Here is a 16,753-nt window from a genome sequence, read left to right as displayed (position 1 = left end):
AAAAGGAGGAACATCTGTGATTTCATTTCGTGCTACAGAGGACGAGGCTACATTTACGGAAGTAGCAAAAAATATTGCTAAAGACAGGGTGCGCCCGATGGCTCGTGAATGTGAAAGTGCCCGGCAAGTAGATAAAAAACTTATAGAAGATGTACAGGATTTAGGCTTCTTGTCGCTTGAGCTCCCAGAGAATTGGGGCGGACTAAATTTGCCATTGATTACACAGGTTCAGGTTTTGCAGGCGCTTAGTTATGGAGATCTTGGAATAATACAAGGATTACCGGGGACTGGTGATACAGCCTCTTTCATACGATTGAGTACGGACCATTCATCCCTTGAATTGTGTAAAGAAGATCTAATGAAAAAAGCAGCTGGTGCATTTATCGATATGAATGAGGATTGGGGAGAGAACCTGACGCTCCGGCCCAACGATGGTGGGTATATTTTGCAGGGTGAATCAAAACCGGTACGGATGGCATTATTTGCTGATTATGTCATCGTTGCGGGGAAGGATACCCATGGAAAATATGTGGTTCTCCTGTTGGATCACCCCAATGATTGGAAGATCGAAAAAGGAGATTATCGTCTGGGATTACTTGCATCAGGTCTTGGGCGATTTTTATTTGATGATGTTCAAATTTCGAAGCGTAAGGTGCTGTCTGAAGGGGAAAGTGCCGAGGATTGGATTCGTCACGCCCGTACGCGTATTTATCTATTGGAAGCAGCGAAAGAAGTCGGCTTAATGGAAGCAGCACTGGATTATGCAACAGCATATACAGCGGAACGAAAAGCTTTTGGACAGGAAATTGCGAAATTTCAAGGTGTGTCATTTCGTATCGCTAAAATGGCGATAGAAACAAAAGTTGCCAGAAACCTGATATGGGAAGCAGCTATCAAAGCAGATGAACAGGATACAGTTTCAGAAGGACTTGCGCTAAGAGCACTTTACCGAGCGCATCGGTCTGTTCGTTATGTTACCGATTCAGCTGTGCAATTGCTTGGAGGTCATGGATTTGTACAGGAGTTCCCGGTAGAAAAATGGATGCGCGATGCGCAAGCTCAAGTAGCCTTATACGGCAGGGAAAAAGATTTTCTTACGCAACGCGGTAAACAAATTATTGCTGAAGCAAAGGAGGTGGCTGCCACATGATTTCATTTGAATTATCTGAGCAACAAAAACAGATTAAAGAAATGACCCATTGGTTTGCGGAAAATGAAATACGTCCAATTGCCATGGAAGCAGACAAAATGGAAAAAGTGCCGGATGATTGGCTGGATCAAGTGAATAAAATGGGCATTCATTTAAATACTTCTGCTTTCGGTGGGGGTGGAAGTGAAAAGAAAAGTACATCAAGCAGGAAAAAAGAGCGGGAAGGGAACCGGATGGGCGTACTCGCAACAGAAGAGATGGCGTGGGGAGACCCTGCGATTACATTATCCCTTCCTGGTGCCGGTCTTGGCGGACCTCCTGTACAGAGCAGTGGTACACCGGAACAAAAGGAACGCTTTCTATCCATTTTCACTAAAGATAAGCCTCGTTGGGGAGCTTACGCCTTAACAGAGCCTGAAGCAGGATCGGACGCCTCAGGTGTTCAAACCACCGCAAAGAAAATAGACGATGGGTATATTTTAAATGGGCAAAAAATATTTATAACAAATGGAGGGCGTGCCTCCTGGGTTGTCGTATTTGCAACGGTTGACCCTAAGCTTGGTAAGGCTGGACAGCGTGCTTTCGTTATTGAAAAAGGAACGCCCGGTTTTCGGTGCAGCAGAATATCAGAAAAAATGGGACTGCGGGCAAATGAGACAGCTGAATTGGTCATGGAGGACTGTTTTGTACCTGATGAAAACTTGCTTGGTGGCGAAGCACTCTATCAGTCCAGTGACTCTAAACGTTCGGGCTTTCAAGTTGCGATGAAAACATTTGATAGTACACGCCCGATAGTAGCTGCGATGGCAATTGGGATTGCACGTGCAGCTTATGAATACACGCTGGATATCGTAAAGCGGGAATTTCCGAAACAGGGAAACATGTACCGACTGGCGACTGAATTACTGGCAGAGGCGGAACAGGATATTGCTGGAGCCCGGCTATTAACCTGGGAAGCAGCATGGAAAGCAGATCTTGGTTTAGCCAATGCAAAGGAAGCTGCTATGTGCAAGGCTTATGCAGGTCAAATGGCACTCGATGTGTGTGCGAAATGTCTGGAGCTTCTCGGGCCGATTGGCTTAAATGGGCATTTGGTGGAAAAGTTGTATCGTGATGTAAAAGTATTCGATATTTTTGAAGGCACGAACGAGATACAGCATCTGATCATTGCCCGTCGACAATACGAACCGTATGGAATCAAAGTATAAAAGGAGGGATAGGGTGTCCTATCAAACGATTACGATAGAAAAACGAAATAAAGGAGTTGCTTGGATTACGGTGGATCACCCACCAGCCAATGCCATTGGGGAAGAACTCATGCTGGAGCTGGAGGCAGCTGTAGATGAGCTTGGTAAGGATGATGAAGTAAGAGTAGTCGTGCTCACTTCCAGTCATCCCAAAATATTTCTGGCTGGAGCGGATTTAAAAGGCATGATTCAAAATAGCGGTGATTATGCGGAAGAAGAAAATATGATCGCCAAGCAAAGCGCCAGGATGCAGGCATGTTTTAACAGATTTGCTGAATTGCCAAAGCCGGTTATTGCTGCCATAAACGGGCATGCCCTTGGAGGCGGGTGTGAACTCGCATTGGCATGTGATTTCAGGATTATGGGAAGGGGTAAAATCGGCTTGACTGAATTATCGCTTGGACTGATCCCGGGTGCTGGAGGAACCCAGCGGATGACGAGATTATTGGGACGTGCGAAAGCAACGGAATTAATTTTCAAGGCAAAAAAGCTGGAAGCAAAAGAAGCAGAAAACGCAGGACTTATACATCAGGCTGTGGAACCGGAAAATTTGGAAGCGGATACAACGGCGTTTGCCGAAGAACTTGCAGAGGGTGCTGTCCATGCCATGGGACTGGCAAAACGTGCAATGAATGCTGCAGAGGGATCATTGGAAGAGGGATTGAACGTGGAGGCTCAAGCATTTAGTGAAACATTTCTAACAGATGAGCCGAGTATTGGGCTTGCCGCATTTTTTCAAAAAGAAAAGGCAAAATTTATTAATTAATAGTATGTGAAAAGGGAGGGGATTTCATTGTCATCATGGAACGAACTGTTAAAAGGTAAAGTAGCTGTTGTCACCGGTGCTTCCCGTGGGTTAGGACGTGCAGATGCACTTGCTTTGGCGGATGCCGGAGCAGATGTGGTGATTACAGATATTTTAATAGAATCAGATGAAACAAACGAACAAGAGGCAGCACGATTTGGGCCCATTGCCCAAGTCATGCAAAGTACAAATGTCATGTATGCAGAAGAAACGGCACAGGAGATACAAGCAATGGGACGCCGGTCTTTTGCCATGAAAATGGACGTTACGAATCGAGAGCAGGTGCAGGAAGTTTTTGCAAAAGTAAAAGAGGAATTCGGCAGCATTGATATTTTAGTCAATAATGCCGGCACACTCGATCATGTATCACAATTGGAAAACCAAAATGATGAATTTTGGGAACGTGATTTAAATGTGAACTTAACCGGTTCCTATAATTGTACAAAAGCAGTTTGGCCGTATATGAAGGAGCAGCAGTACGGGCGTATTATTAATATGGCTTCGGTAGCCGGTACCCTAGGCGGCTTTGGTCAGGCAAGCTATTCCGCTACAAAAGGGGGGCTGTTAAGTTTTTCAAAAAGTATGGCGCTGGAAGGGGCAAAACACGGTATTAATGTGAATGCAATTGTACCTGGAATCATTGGCACAGAGGCATTTAAAATGGGGAACCCGAAGATGAATGATCGTATGATTAATCGAACAGCATTTAAACAACCTGGTGAGCCGGAAGATATAGCAAACGCCATTACATTTCTTGTTTCGGATAAGGCGAAATATATTACAGGAATTGGTCTGAATGTGTCCGGAGGTATTGAACTGTTTACATTTTAAAGGGAAGGAGGTCTATCCATGAGAGAAGTAGTGATCATAGACGCATTACGCACGGCTGCGGGACGGAGGAAAGGAGCATTATCTGAGACACATCCGGTTGATATACTTGTGCCGGTTTTAAAAGCATTGGTACACCGGAATGATCTGGATGCCACAGTTATAGAGGATGTTGTTACAGGCTGTGTCACGATGACGGATGAACAGGGCGGGAATATTGGGAGAATGGCAGTCCTTGCTGCGGGATTTCCTGTAGAAGTGCCTGCCTTTTCATTAAATCGGATGTGTGGATCAAGCCAGCAGGCGATCCATAATGCCGCGCAAACGATTTTAGCAGGGGATGCGGATGTAGCGATAGCCTGCGGCGTGGAAAATATGACACGTGTGCCAATGGGAAGTGACATGGGTGGTTTTAGTAATGATTTGCTTGAGAGATTCAATATTATACCCCAAGGTTTTTCTGCTGAAATGATTGCCCAACAATGGGCGCTTTCCCGGGAAGAATTGGACGAATTTTCACTGGAAAGTCATCAACGTGCAGCAGAAGCAGCAGATAACGGTTTTTTTGACAGGGAAATTTTGCCGATTGATGTTGAAATAGAAAAAGGAAAAGAAACTTTTCGGCTCGATGAAGGGATACGACGGACGACTTCGATGGAAAAATTGGCAGGCTTAACGCCTTCTTTTCAGCCGGATAATGGGGTGATAACCGCCGGTAATTCAAGTCAGATCAGTGACGGAGCAGCAGGATTACTGCTGATGTCCGGTGAAAAGGCAAAAGAACTTGGGATAAAGCCAAGGGCACGTATTATTACTCGTGTGGTGGTTGGTGAGGATCCTGTCATGATGTTGACCGGGGTAATTCCTGCCACGAAAAAAGCCTTGAAAAAAGCAGGTTTAACGCTGGATCAAATGGATGCGATTGAAATTAACGAAGCATTTGCCTCTGTCGTAAAAGCGTGGGAAAAAGAACTGCAGCCTGATATGTCCAAAGTGAATCAACGGGGCGGTGCCATCGCTCTGGGTCACCCGCTTGGCGCAAGCGGCGCAAAGCTTGCAACAACACTACTTCATACGTTGGAAGACGAAGGTGGAAGGTACGGACTCCAAGTCATGTGTATTGGCTTTGGAATGGCAACGGCAACGATTATAGAGCGTTTGTAAAACTATTCTTTTTCCTTTTCTAGAGGAAATAGGGAGAAATCCGGGGGTTTTAAAATGAAATCAAATAATTTGGTGGAAATGCTTAATCGCACAGTAAATAAGTTTCCGAAAAAAGATGCCTTTATGTGGAAAGAGGGAGGGAAGTATATAAGCATTACCTATGAAAAATTTTGGGGCCGAATATTCAATGCAGCATCTGGGTTTGCTCAATTAGGCATGGGAGAAAATGACAAAATAGCCATATTGTCAAATAGTAACCCAATGTGGGGAATCACGGATTTTGCCTCCGCAAGTATTGGAGCAGTGAGTGTACCTGTATATCCGACAGTACCTGTAGAGCAGGCTGCATATGTATTGAAAAATGCAGACGTCCGAACCGTAGTGGTGGAAAATGAAGAGCAACGGCAAAAAGTGTTGGCTGGTGATGCCGATGTGGAATACATTATCACCATGTATCCGGATGATTCCTTTTCATCATCCGAGAATGACTTGTCCTTTGAACAGTTGGAAGCGATTGGCAAAGATAACCCGATCTCCGGCTGGGGAGCGTATTGGAAGCAAATCGACCGTGATCAACTGGCAACTATTATTCACACCTCGGGCACAACCGGCAAACCGAATGGCGTTATGCTCTCCCATGGGAACTTCCTGGCTAATGTGGAAGCGGTACAATTTTGGTTAATTGAACTGGTACCGGAGGACCTGGCGCTTTCCTATTTGCCATTATCCCATGTTTTCGAGCGGATGGCAGGTCATTATACCCCGTTGTCTGTAGGGGTGACGATTGCTTACGCGGAAAGTATTGAAACGATACAGGATAATCTGCAGGAAATCCGTCCAACGATTATGACAAGTGTGCCGAGACTGTTTGAAAAAGTATACGCCAAAGTGCGTGAAGAGATAGAAAACGGTTCACCGGTAAAACGAAAAATATTTAATTGGGCAGTGGAAGTGGGCCGGGAGCGTTATGAACGCTACTTGAATGCTTCAGTAAATGAATTGGTGCTTGGGAAAGCAATGCCGAAAAAATTTTTAAGAAAATGGAATCTGGCTGATCGGCTCGTCTATCAAAAGATTAAAGCAAAGCTGGGAGGCAGATTACGCGGTATGGTGTCCGGAGGCGGAACATTAAATTCGGAAATAGCCAAATTTTTCTGGGCACTGGATGTACCAATTCTGGAAGGTTACGGTTTGACGGAAACCTCTCCAGTAGTGACAACAAATCCGATGTTGCGGGCTAAAGCCGGGACAGTTGGAAAAATAATGCCGAATCTGGATGTCCGGATTGCTGAAGATGGAGAAATACTCGTAAAAGGTCCGAGTGTCATGCAGGGATATTATAATAATGAAGAGGCAACAGCAAGCGCTTTTGACGGTGATTGGTTGTTTACTGGGGATATCGGTGAATTGGACAATGAGAATTACCTGAGGATCATTGACCGCAAAAAACGTATTTTGGTATTATCCACCGGGAAAAACGTGGCTCCGCAATTGATAGAAAATGCTATGAATGAAAGCAGTTTTATCGAGTATTCTCTTGTAATCGGAGAAAATCAAAAGTATATTATTGCACTGATTAAACCGGATGCTGAAAATGTGATGGACTGGGCAAAACATCATGGAATTACCTCTAATTCCCTTCAGGAAGTTTACCGTAACAAGAAAGTGCAGGAATTAATTCAGCAGGAAGTGAAAAACCAGACAAAAACTTTTGCCGGCTTTGAAATACCGAAAAAAATAGTGATTGCAGAAGATGAATGGAGTGTGGAAAACGGTGAGTTAACCCCTAAATTGTCGATGCGGATTAACTTTATACAAGACAAATATAAGCGGCTAATCCAGGAAACTTACGGCGAGGATTATGCTGGTGCACAAGTCGGTTCGGAAGCAGTGGTGGAGAGCGGATAATAAGAAGAAAGAGTTGGGATGCAAGTGGGATATTTACTCCCGAAACAATGTTGATTTATTAACTCCGGCAAGATAGTGAGCCTGCTGGGCCTTACACACCCTGAGAGGGTAATCAATTTCACCAGAGAGGGCAATGTTGCCGGAGCAGGCGTGTTTGCTTATCATTCGGCTTTCCTTTTGAGTATATACTATTGTCCCTGACTCTTTCTTTGTCCGTATTAAATTAATCCTTCACGAATAGCTCTGGCAACAGCTTCCGTTCTATTGCGAGCTTCCATTTTCTGCATAATGGCAGATACATAATCACGAACGGTATATTCACTTAAATTTAACTTGCCCGCAGCCTCGTTTGTGGAGGCTCCTTCTGCCATAAGTTTAAGTACATCAATCTCCCTTGGCGATAAATGCAGCCCAGGGGATTTCTTATGTTCATCAAGATAGCCTGCCAGTATTTCACCGGCACTTTGTCCGAATTTCTTCAATGCAGAAAACGTTTCTTCTGTAACTTTGAAATATCTTCCTGGTCCCTGATCTAAAATAGCGGCTCCCAAAAATGTATTGCATGCTGCCAGAAAGATGGGTGCCACGACGATGGAACGCAGGTTGAATTGTTGCACATATTGGTCGGGGAGCCCGTCTGCTGCATTTTTCATGTACATCGGTTGCAGGTAATCCATGCTTTTTCCAAAAAAATTTAAGAGCTGCATGTTATTCTGAATTAACGGTAAATGGTTCATATCTGCTGTTATACTTTGAATCGCTTTATTATCAAGCTGATGTCCGTATAGTCCAAAGCTCATCTGTTCATTCACAGAATAAGAGAATAATGCACATCGTTCGAAAGGTAAATAATCCACAAATCCAGCAGTTATACTTTCCACGGCCTCATGGTAATTCCGTGATTGGATTATTTTTTCATTAAACATAATTACCGAATCCTTCCAATGCTGTTCCTGCTTTGTAACTTCAAACGTATCTTTTCCATTCTGGAAGATCTGCAATGCATGCGTGATAAATGGCATGATATAAGAAGTATCTTCCTGACGGCTGCAAAACAGCAGGGTAAAGTCATCATGGGGGACAGGCAATACATTATATTTTCTTCTGTTTTCTTCGGAAGTCCGGCTGAGCAGCAGTTCGGACAACGCATATATTGTATCCGCTTTCAAAACGTCATTACCTAATATGGAAGTCTGATTCAAATGATTAAACCATTTTTTCACCATGTAGTAATCGTTGTTTTTGCTGACGACAGCAGCCCATTCAATTGGTAATTGATTGGAGAACACGAGATTTTTTAAAAAGGAATCTATGGAAAAATATTGCTCATACGGCTGTGTCAATAAATCATCACTGATGGTTGAAAAGAGATATTGCACTGCCTGCCGTTCATGGTATGTATGGTCTGAATTTGTCTGTATAACTTTATGTACGGCGTTTTCAAGCAATGTAATAATAAATTGATTTGTTTGAAAGGATGTATTGTGCCGGGATGCTGCCAGCCGGTCTTCCATATCTTCTTTTTCCTCTGATAAAAGGACGTTGGAAAAGTATGTGATTGTTTTCTGCAAATTGTCTGCTGTTCTGCGGCCTGAGTTTTTTAAATGCGTATATATATTTTCCCACTCCTGCAAAACTGCTTTTTCATGCAACTTGATTGTCTTCAAACCATTTTGAAACAGGGTATCCATTTGCCGGTCCAACGTGAGAGACATGATTTTCTCCTTTCTTAAATAGGTTGAAAATTGTTAAACGATTAAAACTGGTTATGTCTTCGGATCAATTTATTATATAACAGAAGCTTATTTGAATTTACCCACCTCTTTACATTCTTTCGTTATAAATTAAATGTTTATGTGTGTACTGGAAATATATTCAACAATTAGATCGATAATCCTTTCTGCATTCAATATTGAAAGAATCCTTTAAAGATAATGTTATTATAAGTCATATTCTGACAAAACACAAATAAATACGAATTATAAAATTATTTATATGCAACACGTTTCTTCTTTTATTACTCTCTTTTGAAGTGTAGTTGTAAGGCTATATCAATAGAAACATACAAATGTCGGTAGTAAAAAATGAGTTTAAAAATATTCCTATAATTATAGGAATTGGTACAAGTAAGCAACTATTTTACACTGTATGATAACAGCAAAATAGCTGAACTGACATCATGGATGAATACTTATTCAGTTGTTGTGGGGAGGTGGAACCTAACAGAGCATAGATCTTTGTCAGAAAGAAAGAAGTAGAAAACTAAAGAATGGAGGCGTTTACAATTAGTGAGTTATTTAAAAAAGTAGCAGCTGCCATGCTGGTGGTTCCGATGTTTATGATGTATGCAACCGGTATGGGGGTTAGTGCGGCAGAGGGTAGTTTTAGTTATACATGTGAATTACCTCCAGAATTAGCCGGTTTTGTTGATCCCCTAGATATGCAAATTGAAACTAATAGTGTTGTGCCAGACTCTGTAGAACCTAATGAGGAATTTAATCTACAGGGATTTTATTCAGAAGTTAATTTGGAAATTCCTTCAATTTTGACTACACTACTTGATGAACTTGAAGGAGAAGTTAGCGATTTTAATATAACAACTACAAATACGGACTCAGATGATCCAAATATAACGGACCAAGGGGATTTTTCGTTTTATGAACCCTTTGATGAAAATACGGAAGAAATCAATTTCATTGTACCAGCTGAAGAAGGTGGAATTGACGTTAATTTCACTGCTGCTGACGAAGGTGAAGTAGTAATATCTGCTGGTCAAGTTGTAACAACGATAGCAACACCTTCATTTGGTGAAATTCCTGTTACTTGTGATCCTGATGAAGATGTTAATGTTATAGCAACCATCCCAATTGAAGAACAAGAAGAGGATACCGAAGCACCAGTAATCACGTTAAACGGTGAAAACCCAATGGAGTTGGAAGTTGGCCAAGAATATGATGAGCCAGGTGCAACAGCAGAAGATAATGTAGACGGAGATTTAACAGATGAAATTGAAATTGATAACAGTGAGGTAAATACAGACGAACCAGGCGAATATACTGTTACTTACACTGTATCCGATGCTGCAGGAAATGAAGCTGAAAAAACACGCACGGTACATGTTGTCGATCCGGATGAAGATGGAGAGGACACCGAAGCACCGGTGATTACACTTAACGGAGATAATCCAATGGAACTGGAAGTTGGAGAAGTATATGAAGAGCCGGGTGCAACAGCGGAAGATAATGTAGATGGAGACCTGACAGATGAAATTGAAATTAGTGGCGAAGTAAATACAGAAGAACCTGGAGAATATACTGTAACTTACACTGTATCCGACGCTGCAGGAAATGAAGCAACAGAAACACGTACGGTACATGTTGTCGAACCTGATGAAAATGGGGAAGAACAAGTACCAGTTACCCCAGGTGAGGAAACAGAGGTTAATAGTGGAGATACTGTGATTATAGAAGAATCCGGTACTGTTGTAACATTGCCATCTGATTTGCCGGAGGGCACTACTTTGACGGTTACGGATGCAAGTGATACAGACGCTGAAGGATTAGCGCTTGCTGGAGACATATATAATTTTAGTTTTACTTATCCGGATGGTGCAGAGCCTGCCGAATCATTTACATTGGAAATGGAATATGATTCAGAAAGCTATGAAGCGGATGAAGTAGCCATCTATTATTATAATGAAGAAGAAGGTGTTTGGCTTGCTCAGGAAGGTACTGTTGATGAGCAGTCCGGAACGATCACCATTGAAATAACCCACTTTTCCACTTATGGGGTTTTTGCTGAATCAGAGGAAAGTGAAGAACCCGGAGAAGAAACCGGAGGAACTTGGTTTGCAGGTGAAGGTGAACCAGCTGCTGAACTAGGCGAAGAAGGTGATCTTTATCTTGACACAGCTACATTCAATGTGTACGGAAAAGATGAAGATGGCTGGGAACTCCTTGGTACATTAAGAGGAGAAGATGGTGTTGATGGAGCAACTTGGCTGACAGGAGAAGGAGCACCGGAAGAAGTTGAAGGTAACTATGGGGACCTCTATCTTGATACAGTGTCCGGTGATGTGTATCTTTATTCCGTGGAAGCAGACGGGTGGGAAGTAGTAGCTAATCTGCAGGGACCACCTGGTGAAGGTGTAGAGGAGGACGTACAAGAAGAAGAGGCTGAGAACGGAAACGGCGCTCAGGAAGATAATGGAACCACCGATGAAGATGAATCCGAAAATGGAACAGCAACGTCCGGTAGCGGAGGACAACTGCCTGATACGGCAACAAACAATCCACTGCTTATGTTAATTGGTTCCCTCCTGGCAGTTGCCGGTGGAGCAATCGCTTTTGTACGAAAAAGAGTGTTAAGCTAGGGTGACTTTTTAATGAGAAAGTTAGGGATCGTATGCATGATTGCCGGTATCGTGATGACAAGCTGGTATGGGTATCAATTTTGGAGTAGTGTACAATCTGTAGAAAATGTGGATGGCCATGTTGTCAAAGCATTGGATCATGATAGCAGTGAAAATATTTCCTATAAAGATGAGCCGGAAGTTTTTGAACAGATTTTTCATCAGTCCCAGTTGGATCTGATAGATTACCATGATGGAGATGAAATTGCCAAACTCATTATACCGGCAGTAGATTTAGCTTTTGATGTATTCTGGGGCACTGGTGATGAGGCATTGGCAAAAGGTGTCGGCATGTATGAAAGTGAGTGGACTGCTCCGCCGGATCATGGCCGACATACGGTATTATCAGGACATAGGGATAGTGTATTCCGTCCGGTAGGGGATTTACAGGAAGGTGACTCTATATATGTCAATTACCAGGGTGAAGACTATGAATATCAAATTAATAAAACCTGGATTACCGATGCCGATGATCATAGTGTGATCGTTGATAAAGAGGAACCAACCTTAACATTATCCACTTGCTATCCATTTCAGTTTATCGGCAGTGCGCCTGACAGATATATTGTACAGGCAGAGCTGATCAGAAAAGGCGATCTCTTAAATATGAATTAATCTTTGATTAAAAGGCACGAATACCATGGTATTTGTGCCTTTTCTTAGTAAATATTCAGTTTTTCAATTGAGGGGGAATATAAAATATGCAATTTATGCAAAGGTCTATAAATATACTTATACTTCTTTTACTTGCTCTATTTACTTTATCACCGCTAAGTGTGATGGCAGAGTCAGAAGAACAGAAAACATTAGAATATACAGCACTTGGCGATTCTTTGGCAGCAGGTTATTTAAATGAACCGGATGAATCGGGGAACAGGCTTGGTAATGGTTATCCAGTATTTATTCAGCAAGGTATTGAGGATGAACATGACTATGAAGTTAATTTGACAAATGCAGGTGTGGGCGGATTTACTACAGAAGATGTTTTAGATCAGTTATTAAACAATACAAATAATATTTTACAATCAATAGAGGAAGCTGATCTTATCACAATTGGAGCAGGAGCCAATGATTTATTACAGGCCGTCGACTTGGAAAACCTTGACCCGGAAAATTTAGAAGAAATTATAGGGGATGCCCAAGAAGCAATAGTTCAAGTTGAAACAAATATGACGGAAATATTTGAGGAAATAAACAATAAAAATCAGGATGCACCAGTTTATGTGCTTGGTTATTATAATGCTTTGCCTTATTTGGAAGACATGCAGGATCCTATCGTTTTGATGATAGACTTATTGAATGAAACGATTAAAGGAATTGCAATAGAAAATGGAGCAATATACATTCCAACATTTGAAGCTTTTGATGGAAAACATGAATTATATTTACCAAACCCTGATGATATCCATCCAACCGAAGAAGGCTACGAAGTAATTGCTGATCTTTTTCTTGAGGAAATTTTACCCATTGAACCTATAGATCGGGAGGAACCTGTTATCACGCTAAATGGTGATAACGAGATGGAACTGGAAGCAGGTGAAGACTATATTGAACCAGGTGCAGCGGCGGCAGATAATGTAGACGGTGATTTGACAGATGCTATTGAAATTGACGGTGAGGTACATACAGATGTGCCCGGGGAGTACATAGTGACTTACACCGTTTCCGATGCTGCAGGGAATAATGCTGAAGTAAAACGCACAGTTGTAGTAGTGGACACTGAAGCCCCGGTGATTACGTTAAACGGCGATGAAGAATTGCAGTTGGAAGCAGGCGAAGAATATGTTGAGCCAGGTGCGACTGCAGAAGATATAGTAGATGGAGATCTGACAGAGCAGATTACAATAAGCTCGGATGTAAACACTGAGAAAGCCGGGGAATATATGGTTACTTATTCAGTCTCTGATACTGCAGGAAATGAAGCAATCAGGATACGTACTGTAAATGTAATAGAACCGGAAGGGGAACAGCGTGACCCTGGAGAAAACCTGGAAGAAGAGGAAAAAGACAAAGATAAAGAAGGTCAGATAAGTCAGCATGATAAAAATGGAGATCACGAAAAAATGAAGGATGGGGATGTACAAGCAGTTGATACTTACAAATCAGGTGGAGGCGGTGAACTGCCTGATACGGCTACAAACCATCCATTATTTATGGTGATTGGTACATTGATGGTCTTCGTTGGTGGTGCAATAGCTTTTATTAGCAGAAAAATTGTATCTTAATTAGGATCAAGGAGTGTACCTGATTAAGCTGCTTTGTATATTGTTTCAGATACAAAGCAGCTTTTAATTTAGAGATCATCCTTTAAAAGATTTCCAAATAAATATTTACTCGGCTAAAAATTGCTCCACCAAAGCTTTAAATTGATCTCCATACTCCCAAAACATCATATGCCCGCCAAGTACTTCTATTTGTGAATCCGGGTAATTTTTATTAATATAGGACGTCGCTGTATCAGCCCAGTGTTCCGCTACTACGGTTAGAGTCGGAACGGCTTTGCTTGCCGCCCTGGCTTCTTCGCGATAATCGGAAAACATGCCTGATGCAAAAAGGTTTCCGGCTATATAGTATGGAGTTTTCAGCGATTGCTCAACAAGCCAGGTTAATTCCACGGGCTGCAATTCCCGTTGCACCATCACCTGGGTGATATAGTCAGTAATGAAGGCCCGCTGCCCTTTCGGCTCACGCAAATAAGTGGTGTAAATACCGGCAATGTCATTCAGCGAACCTTCCACCCAATCTTCCTGATCGACGGAAAGGGATTTCGGCGGCATATCTATCATAACCATGGCTTTTATATTGGAAGCACCATGCTGTTTGAAGTATTCCCAGACAGTCAGACAACCGAAAGACCAACCAACGAGCGTGACATTGTTCAGGTTCAGCTGCGCTAATACGCCTGCGAGATCTGCACCATGGGTGACATAATCATTTCCGTGTAAAACCTTGGTGGATCTCCCGTGGCTCCTTGGATCTATTACAATCACCCGATTTGTTTTTGAAAAAAATTCCACCTGTTTAGAAAAGACTTCTGTAGTGAAAGTAAAACCCGGGATAAATACGATAGGATCTCCGTCCCCGGCTTCCTGAACAAATAATTCCACGCCGCTGTCGACTTCCACATACAATTCCTTCATTGATACCAAATGTTTCAGCTCCTTTGTGAAAATAATAATTAATTATTTATATTCCCAAACGCATTGAGAGAGAATCTGGGCTGATTTTTCCTGGATTAGAAGCGGCTCCTGGAACATAGTAGGTTAGCTCTTAAAGATTTCTTCTACGTCAACTTCAAATCCTTCTATAACTTTTGATTTTACGATACCCTGTTTTTCGTTCTCAGCTAACCGGTAGTGCTGATTATCTCCCATGGTGTAAACCATAATGTTGGAAAGCATCGGATTAATAATCCAGTATTCTTTCACCCCAAACGTTTGATATAGATTTGTTTTATAGATAAGATCATGGGATTGATTGGAAGGGCTCAGTATTTCTATAATAATTTCAGGCGGACCAACATATCTGTTCGCTGTAAAGCTGTTTTTATCACAAATGACGGATAGGTCAGGAATTACAATATTTTTTTCATCCTGCCGGTCATCAGATAATTCGATATCATAAGGAGCGGCAATTACTTCACAATCTTTATTTTCCAATATACGGTACAAAATTGCTGACAATTTCATTGAAATTCGTTGATGTATGGTGTTTGGGGGTGCTGACATAAAAACAGTACCGTTTATATATTCCAGACGTTGAGCCGTTTCCTCACGCAACCTTTGGTACTCTTCGAATGTTTTATTTTGTTCTTCCGGTGTATTCAAATTAAACACCACCCTTAAATCATATTTATCTTTATTATAATTTATTTGTTGGAATTAACAAATTATTTTCGATGCAATATATGTTTTAAACCATATAAGGTGATCTATAAAATAAAACGGTAGAGGGATAGAGAGATGTGAGCCATCTCCCCATAAACATCATCATGTTCACACTTCCTTCGACGAAACAGGCAAAAACAGCTTAATTCCCCGTTTATTAAAAGGCAGGAATTTACTGTCCGTCACAAGGTGGCTGATATAAGCGGCAAGACAGGTATAAAAGACACCCTCCATGCCGATGGAAGTTTCAAGTCTGGATACAATCATGCCAAAAAATATAACCCCTAAGATCGAATGCGTGTAACCGCGATGGGAAACGACAGATGCAATTAAAATATAAACGGCAAAAAGAGTGAGCCAGCTTTCCTGGAGTGAAATACCTCCGGCCAAGACGCCGATCCCTGTCAGTGTGAGCATATGTTTTTGTTTGAGTCGTGAAGAGAACAACAGGATCGCCAGCCCGATTCCTGCTCCCACAAATGTGGTAGCTTCCGTCCCTTCATAAAAGCTGTAAAAGATCATAAACACACCAATAAACTGAGCTATTGTTCTCAGCAATTTATGTGATATAGTGATTCTTCCACGAAGCTTTCCATCAATGTCTAAATCAGGAACCAATGCGGAAACGGCACCAAGTCCTATCAATAAAACGGTTGCTGATGGGGGAGATCCCATGTTATTTGCTGCTATGTAACCGATCGCCCCTCCCACTGCCGCATGAAGTGTGCCATTCATGATATCTAACTCCTCTAATCTACTGGTTTTGCTATTTTATCTCATATAAATATAAAGGGGGTGTTGAGAGCAACTGTGACAAGGGAATCCTGTATTTTCATCTAATAACAGAATGGACCAAAAATAAGCTGCTTAGCTATTCGTATTTTATTCAGCAGAGTTCGCTATACACTAACTTTCTCCGGATCTTTTCTCACAAAACAAAGAATGCCTGCTGCCAAATAAAAGAGAGATTGAAAGAGCATGCCGGAGAACATGAGCCAGCTGCTTATGACAGCAGCCGCAATAAACAGTCCGCCTGAAAGTTTCGGGCTGCCGGAAACCTTAATGACAGCAATCAGTCCGAGGACAAAGCTGACAAAAGAACTAATGACGGGAATCCATAAAGCACCCAAAAGCACTAATAAAAAGCTGCTCAACACATCATCCAGATATCTTTCCATTCCTGACCAGCCAACACCAATATTAATAAGCAAAAGTAAAATACCGAGACCGATAAAAAAGATAAAATCAATCGCCGTTCCAATAATCCCCAACACCAATTCAGCGGTACGTTTCATACAGCAGCCTCCTCGAATTTTCTCTTCTTAATAATATAGCAAAAAATTAAAAGGTATG

Annotated in this window: 14 protein-coding genes; 9 read left to right on the top strand and 5 right to left on the bottom strand. The window is 42.0% G+C overall.

Annotated elements, in window-relative coordinates:
- Nucleotides 1-16: 16 nt before the first annotated feature.
- The 6 genes from ACZ42C_RS09530 to ACZ42C_RS09505 are packed head-to-tail and all read left to right on the top strand — an operon-like array spanning nucleotide 17 to nucleotide 7,102.
- Complete coding sequence (locus ACZ42C_RS09530) at nucleotides 17-1,150, top strand: acyl-CoA dehydrogenase family protein (RefSeq protein ID WP_461181134.1); 1,134 nt, start codon at nucleotides 17-19, stop codon at nucleotides 1,148-1,150.
- Nucleotides 1,147-2,358, top strand: coding sequence for an acyl-CoA dehydrogenase family protein (locus ACZ42C_RS09525; protein ID WP_461181135.1), 1,212 nt, complete (start codon nucleotides 1,147-1,149; stop codon nucleotides 2,356-2,358). Before ACZ42C_RS09530 ends, ACZ42C_RS09525 begins: the two co-directional genes overlap by 4 nt.
- A gap of 13 nt (nucleotides 2,359-2,371) precedes the next feature.
- Complete coding sequence (locus tag ACZ42C_RS09520) at nucleotides 2,372-3,163, top strand: enoyl-CoA hydratase/isomerase family protein (protein WP_461181136.1); 792 nt, start codon at nucleotides 2,372-2,374, stop codon at nucleotides 3,161-3,163.
- Between the two features lie 27 nt (nucleotides 3,164-3,190).
- Complete coding sequence (locus ACZ42C_RS09515) at nucleotides 3,191-4,033, top strand: SDR family NAD(P)-dependent oxidoreductase (RefSeq protein WP_461181137.1); 843 nt, start codon at nucleotides 3,191-3,193, stop codon at nucleotides 4,031-4,033.
- 18 nt (nucleotides 4,034-4,051) lie between these two features.
- Entirely contained in the window at nucleotides 4,052-5,194 is a 1,143-nt protein-coding gene (locus ACZ42C_RS09510) for a thiolase family protein (RefSeq protein ID WP_461181138.1), read from the top strand.
- Between the two features lie 54 nt (nucleotides 5,195-5,248).
- Nucleotides 5,249-7,102 (top strand): AMP-dependent synthetase/ligase, encoded by a 1,854-nt coding sequence (locus ACZ42C_RS09505; protein WP_461181139.1) that lies wholly within the window; start codon nucleotides 5,249-5,251, stop codon nucleotides 7,100-7,102.
- 218 nt (nucleotides 7,103-7,320) lie between these two features.
- Here the strand turns inward: ACZ42C_RS09505 and ACZ42C_RS09500 are convergent, their stop codons facing one another.
- Nucleotides 7,321-8,817: a response regulator transcription factor gene (locus ACZ42C_RS09500; RefSeq protein ID WP_461181140.1), complete on the bottom strand. Its 1,497-nt coding sequence runs from the start codon at nucleotides 8,815-8,817 to the stop codon at nucleotides 7,321-7,323.
- Nucleotides 8,818-9,371: 554 nt separating this feature from the next.
- Here ACZ42C_RS09500 and ACZ42C_RS09495 point away from each other — a divergent pair.
- From ACZ42C_RS09495 to ACZ42C_RS09485, 3 genes are all read left to right on the top strand, one after another.
- Nucleotides 9,372-11,474: an immunoglobulin-like domain-containing protein gene (locus ACZ42C_RS09495; protein WP_461181141.1), complete on the top strand. Its 2,103-nt coding sequence runs from the start codon at nucleotides 9,372-9,374 to the stop codon at nucleotides 11,472-11,474.
- 12 nt (nucleotides 11,475-11,486) lie between these two features.
- A complete protein-coding gene (locus ACZ42C_RS09490) occupies nucleotides 11,487-12,128 on the top strand; it encodes a class D sortase (protein WP_461181142.1) in 642 nt (213 codons plus the stop codon).
- Nucleotides 12,129-12,214: 86 nt separating this feature from the next.
- Complete coding sequence (locus ACZ42C_RS09485; RefSeq protein ID WP_461181143.1) at nucleotides 12,215-13,738, top strand: immunoglobulin-like domain-containing protein; 1,524 nt, start codon at nucleotides 12,215-12,217, stop codon at nucleotides 13,736-13,738.
- Nucleotides 13,739-13,843: 105 nt separating this feature from the next.
- On the opposite strand, the gene ACZ42C_RS09480 is transcribed toward ACZ42C_RS09485, so the two are convergent.
- From ACZ42C_RS09480 to ACZ42C_RS09465, 4 genes are all read right to left on the bottom strand, one after another.
- Nucleotides 13,844-14,653, bottom strand: coding sequence for an alpha/beta fold hydrolase (locus ACZ42C_RS09480; RefSeq protein ID WP_461181181.1), 810 nt, complete (start codon nucleotides 14,651-14,653; stop codon nucleotides 13,844-13,846).
- 123 nt (nucleotides 14,654-14,776) lie between these two features.
- Nucleotides 14,777-15,349 carry a Uma2 family endonuclease gene (locus ACZ42C_RS09475; protein WP_464891354.1) on the bottom strand — a complete coding sequence of 191 codons (573 nt, stop codon included), beginning with the start codon at nucleotides 15,347-15,349 and terminating at the stop codon, nucleotides 14,777-14,779.
- Between the two features lie 159 nt (nucleotides 15,350-15,508).
- Nucleotides 15,509-16,135: a metal-dependent hydrolase gene (locus ACZ42C_RS09470; protein WP_461181145.1), complete on the bottom strand. Its 627-nt coding sequence runs from the start codon at nucleotides 16,133-16,135 to the stop codon at nucleotides 15,509-15,511.
- Nucleotides 16,136-16,299: 164 nt separating this feature from the next.
- The gene (locus ACZ42C_RS09465; protein ID WP_461181146.1) at nucleotides 16,300-16,695 is read right to left on the bottom strand and encodes a DUF4064 domain-containing protein; all 396 of its coding nucleotides are present in this window, start codon (nucleotides 16,693-16,695) and stop codon (nucleotides 16,300-16,302) included.
- Nucleotides 16,696-16,753 lie beyond the last annotated feature (58 nt).

The organism is Virgibacillus kimchii, from assembly GCF_055379185.1.
The sequence above is the reverse complement of the archived record's forward strand: the minus strand, read 5'-3'. Positions and strand labels throughout refer to the sequence as shown.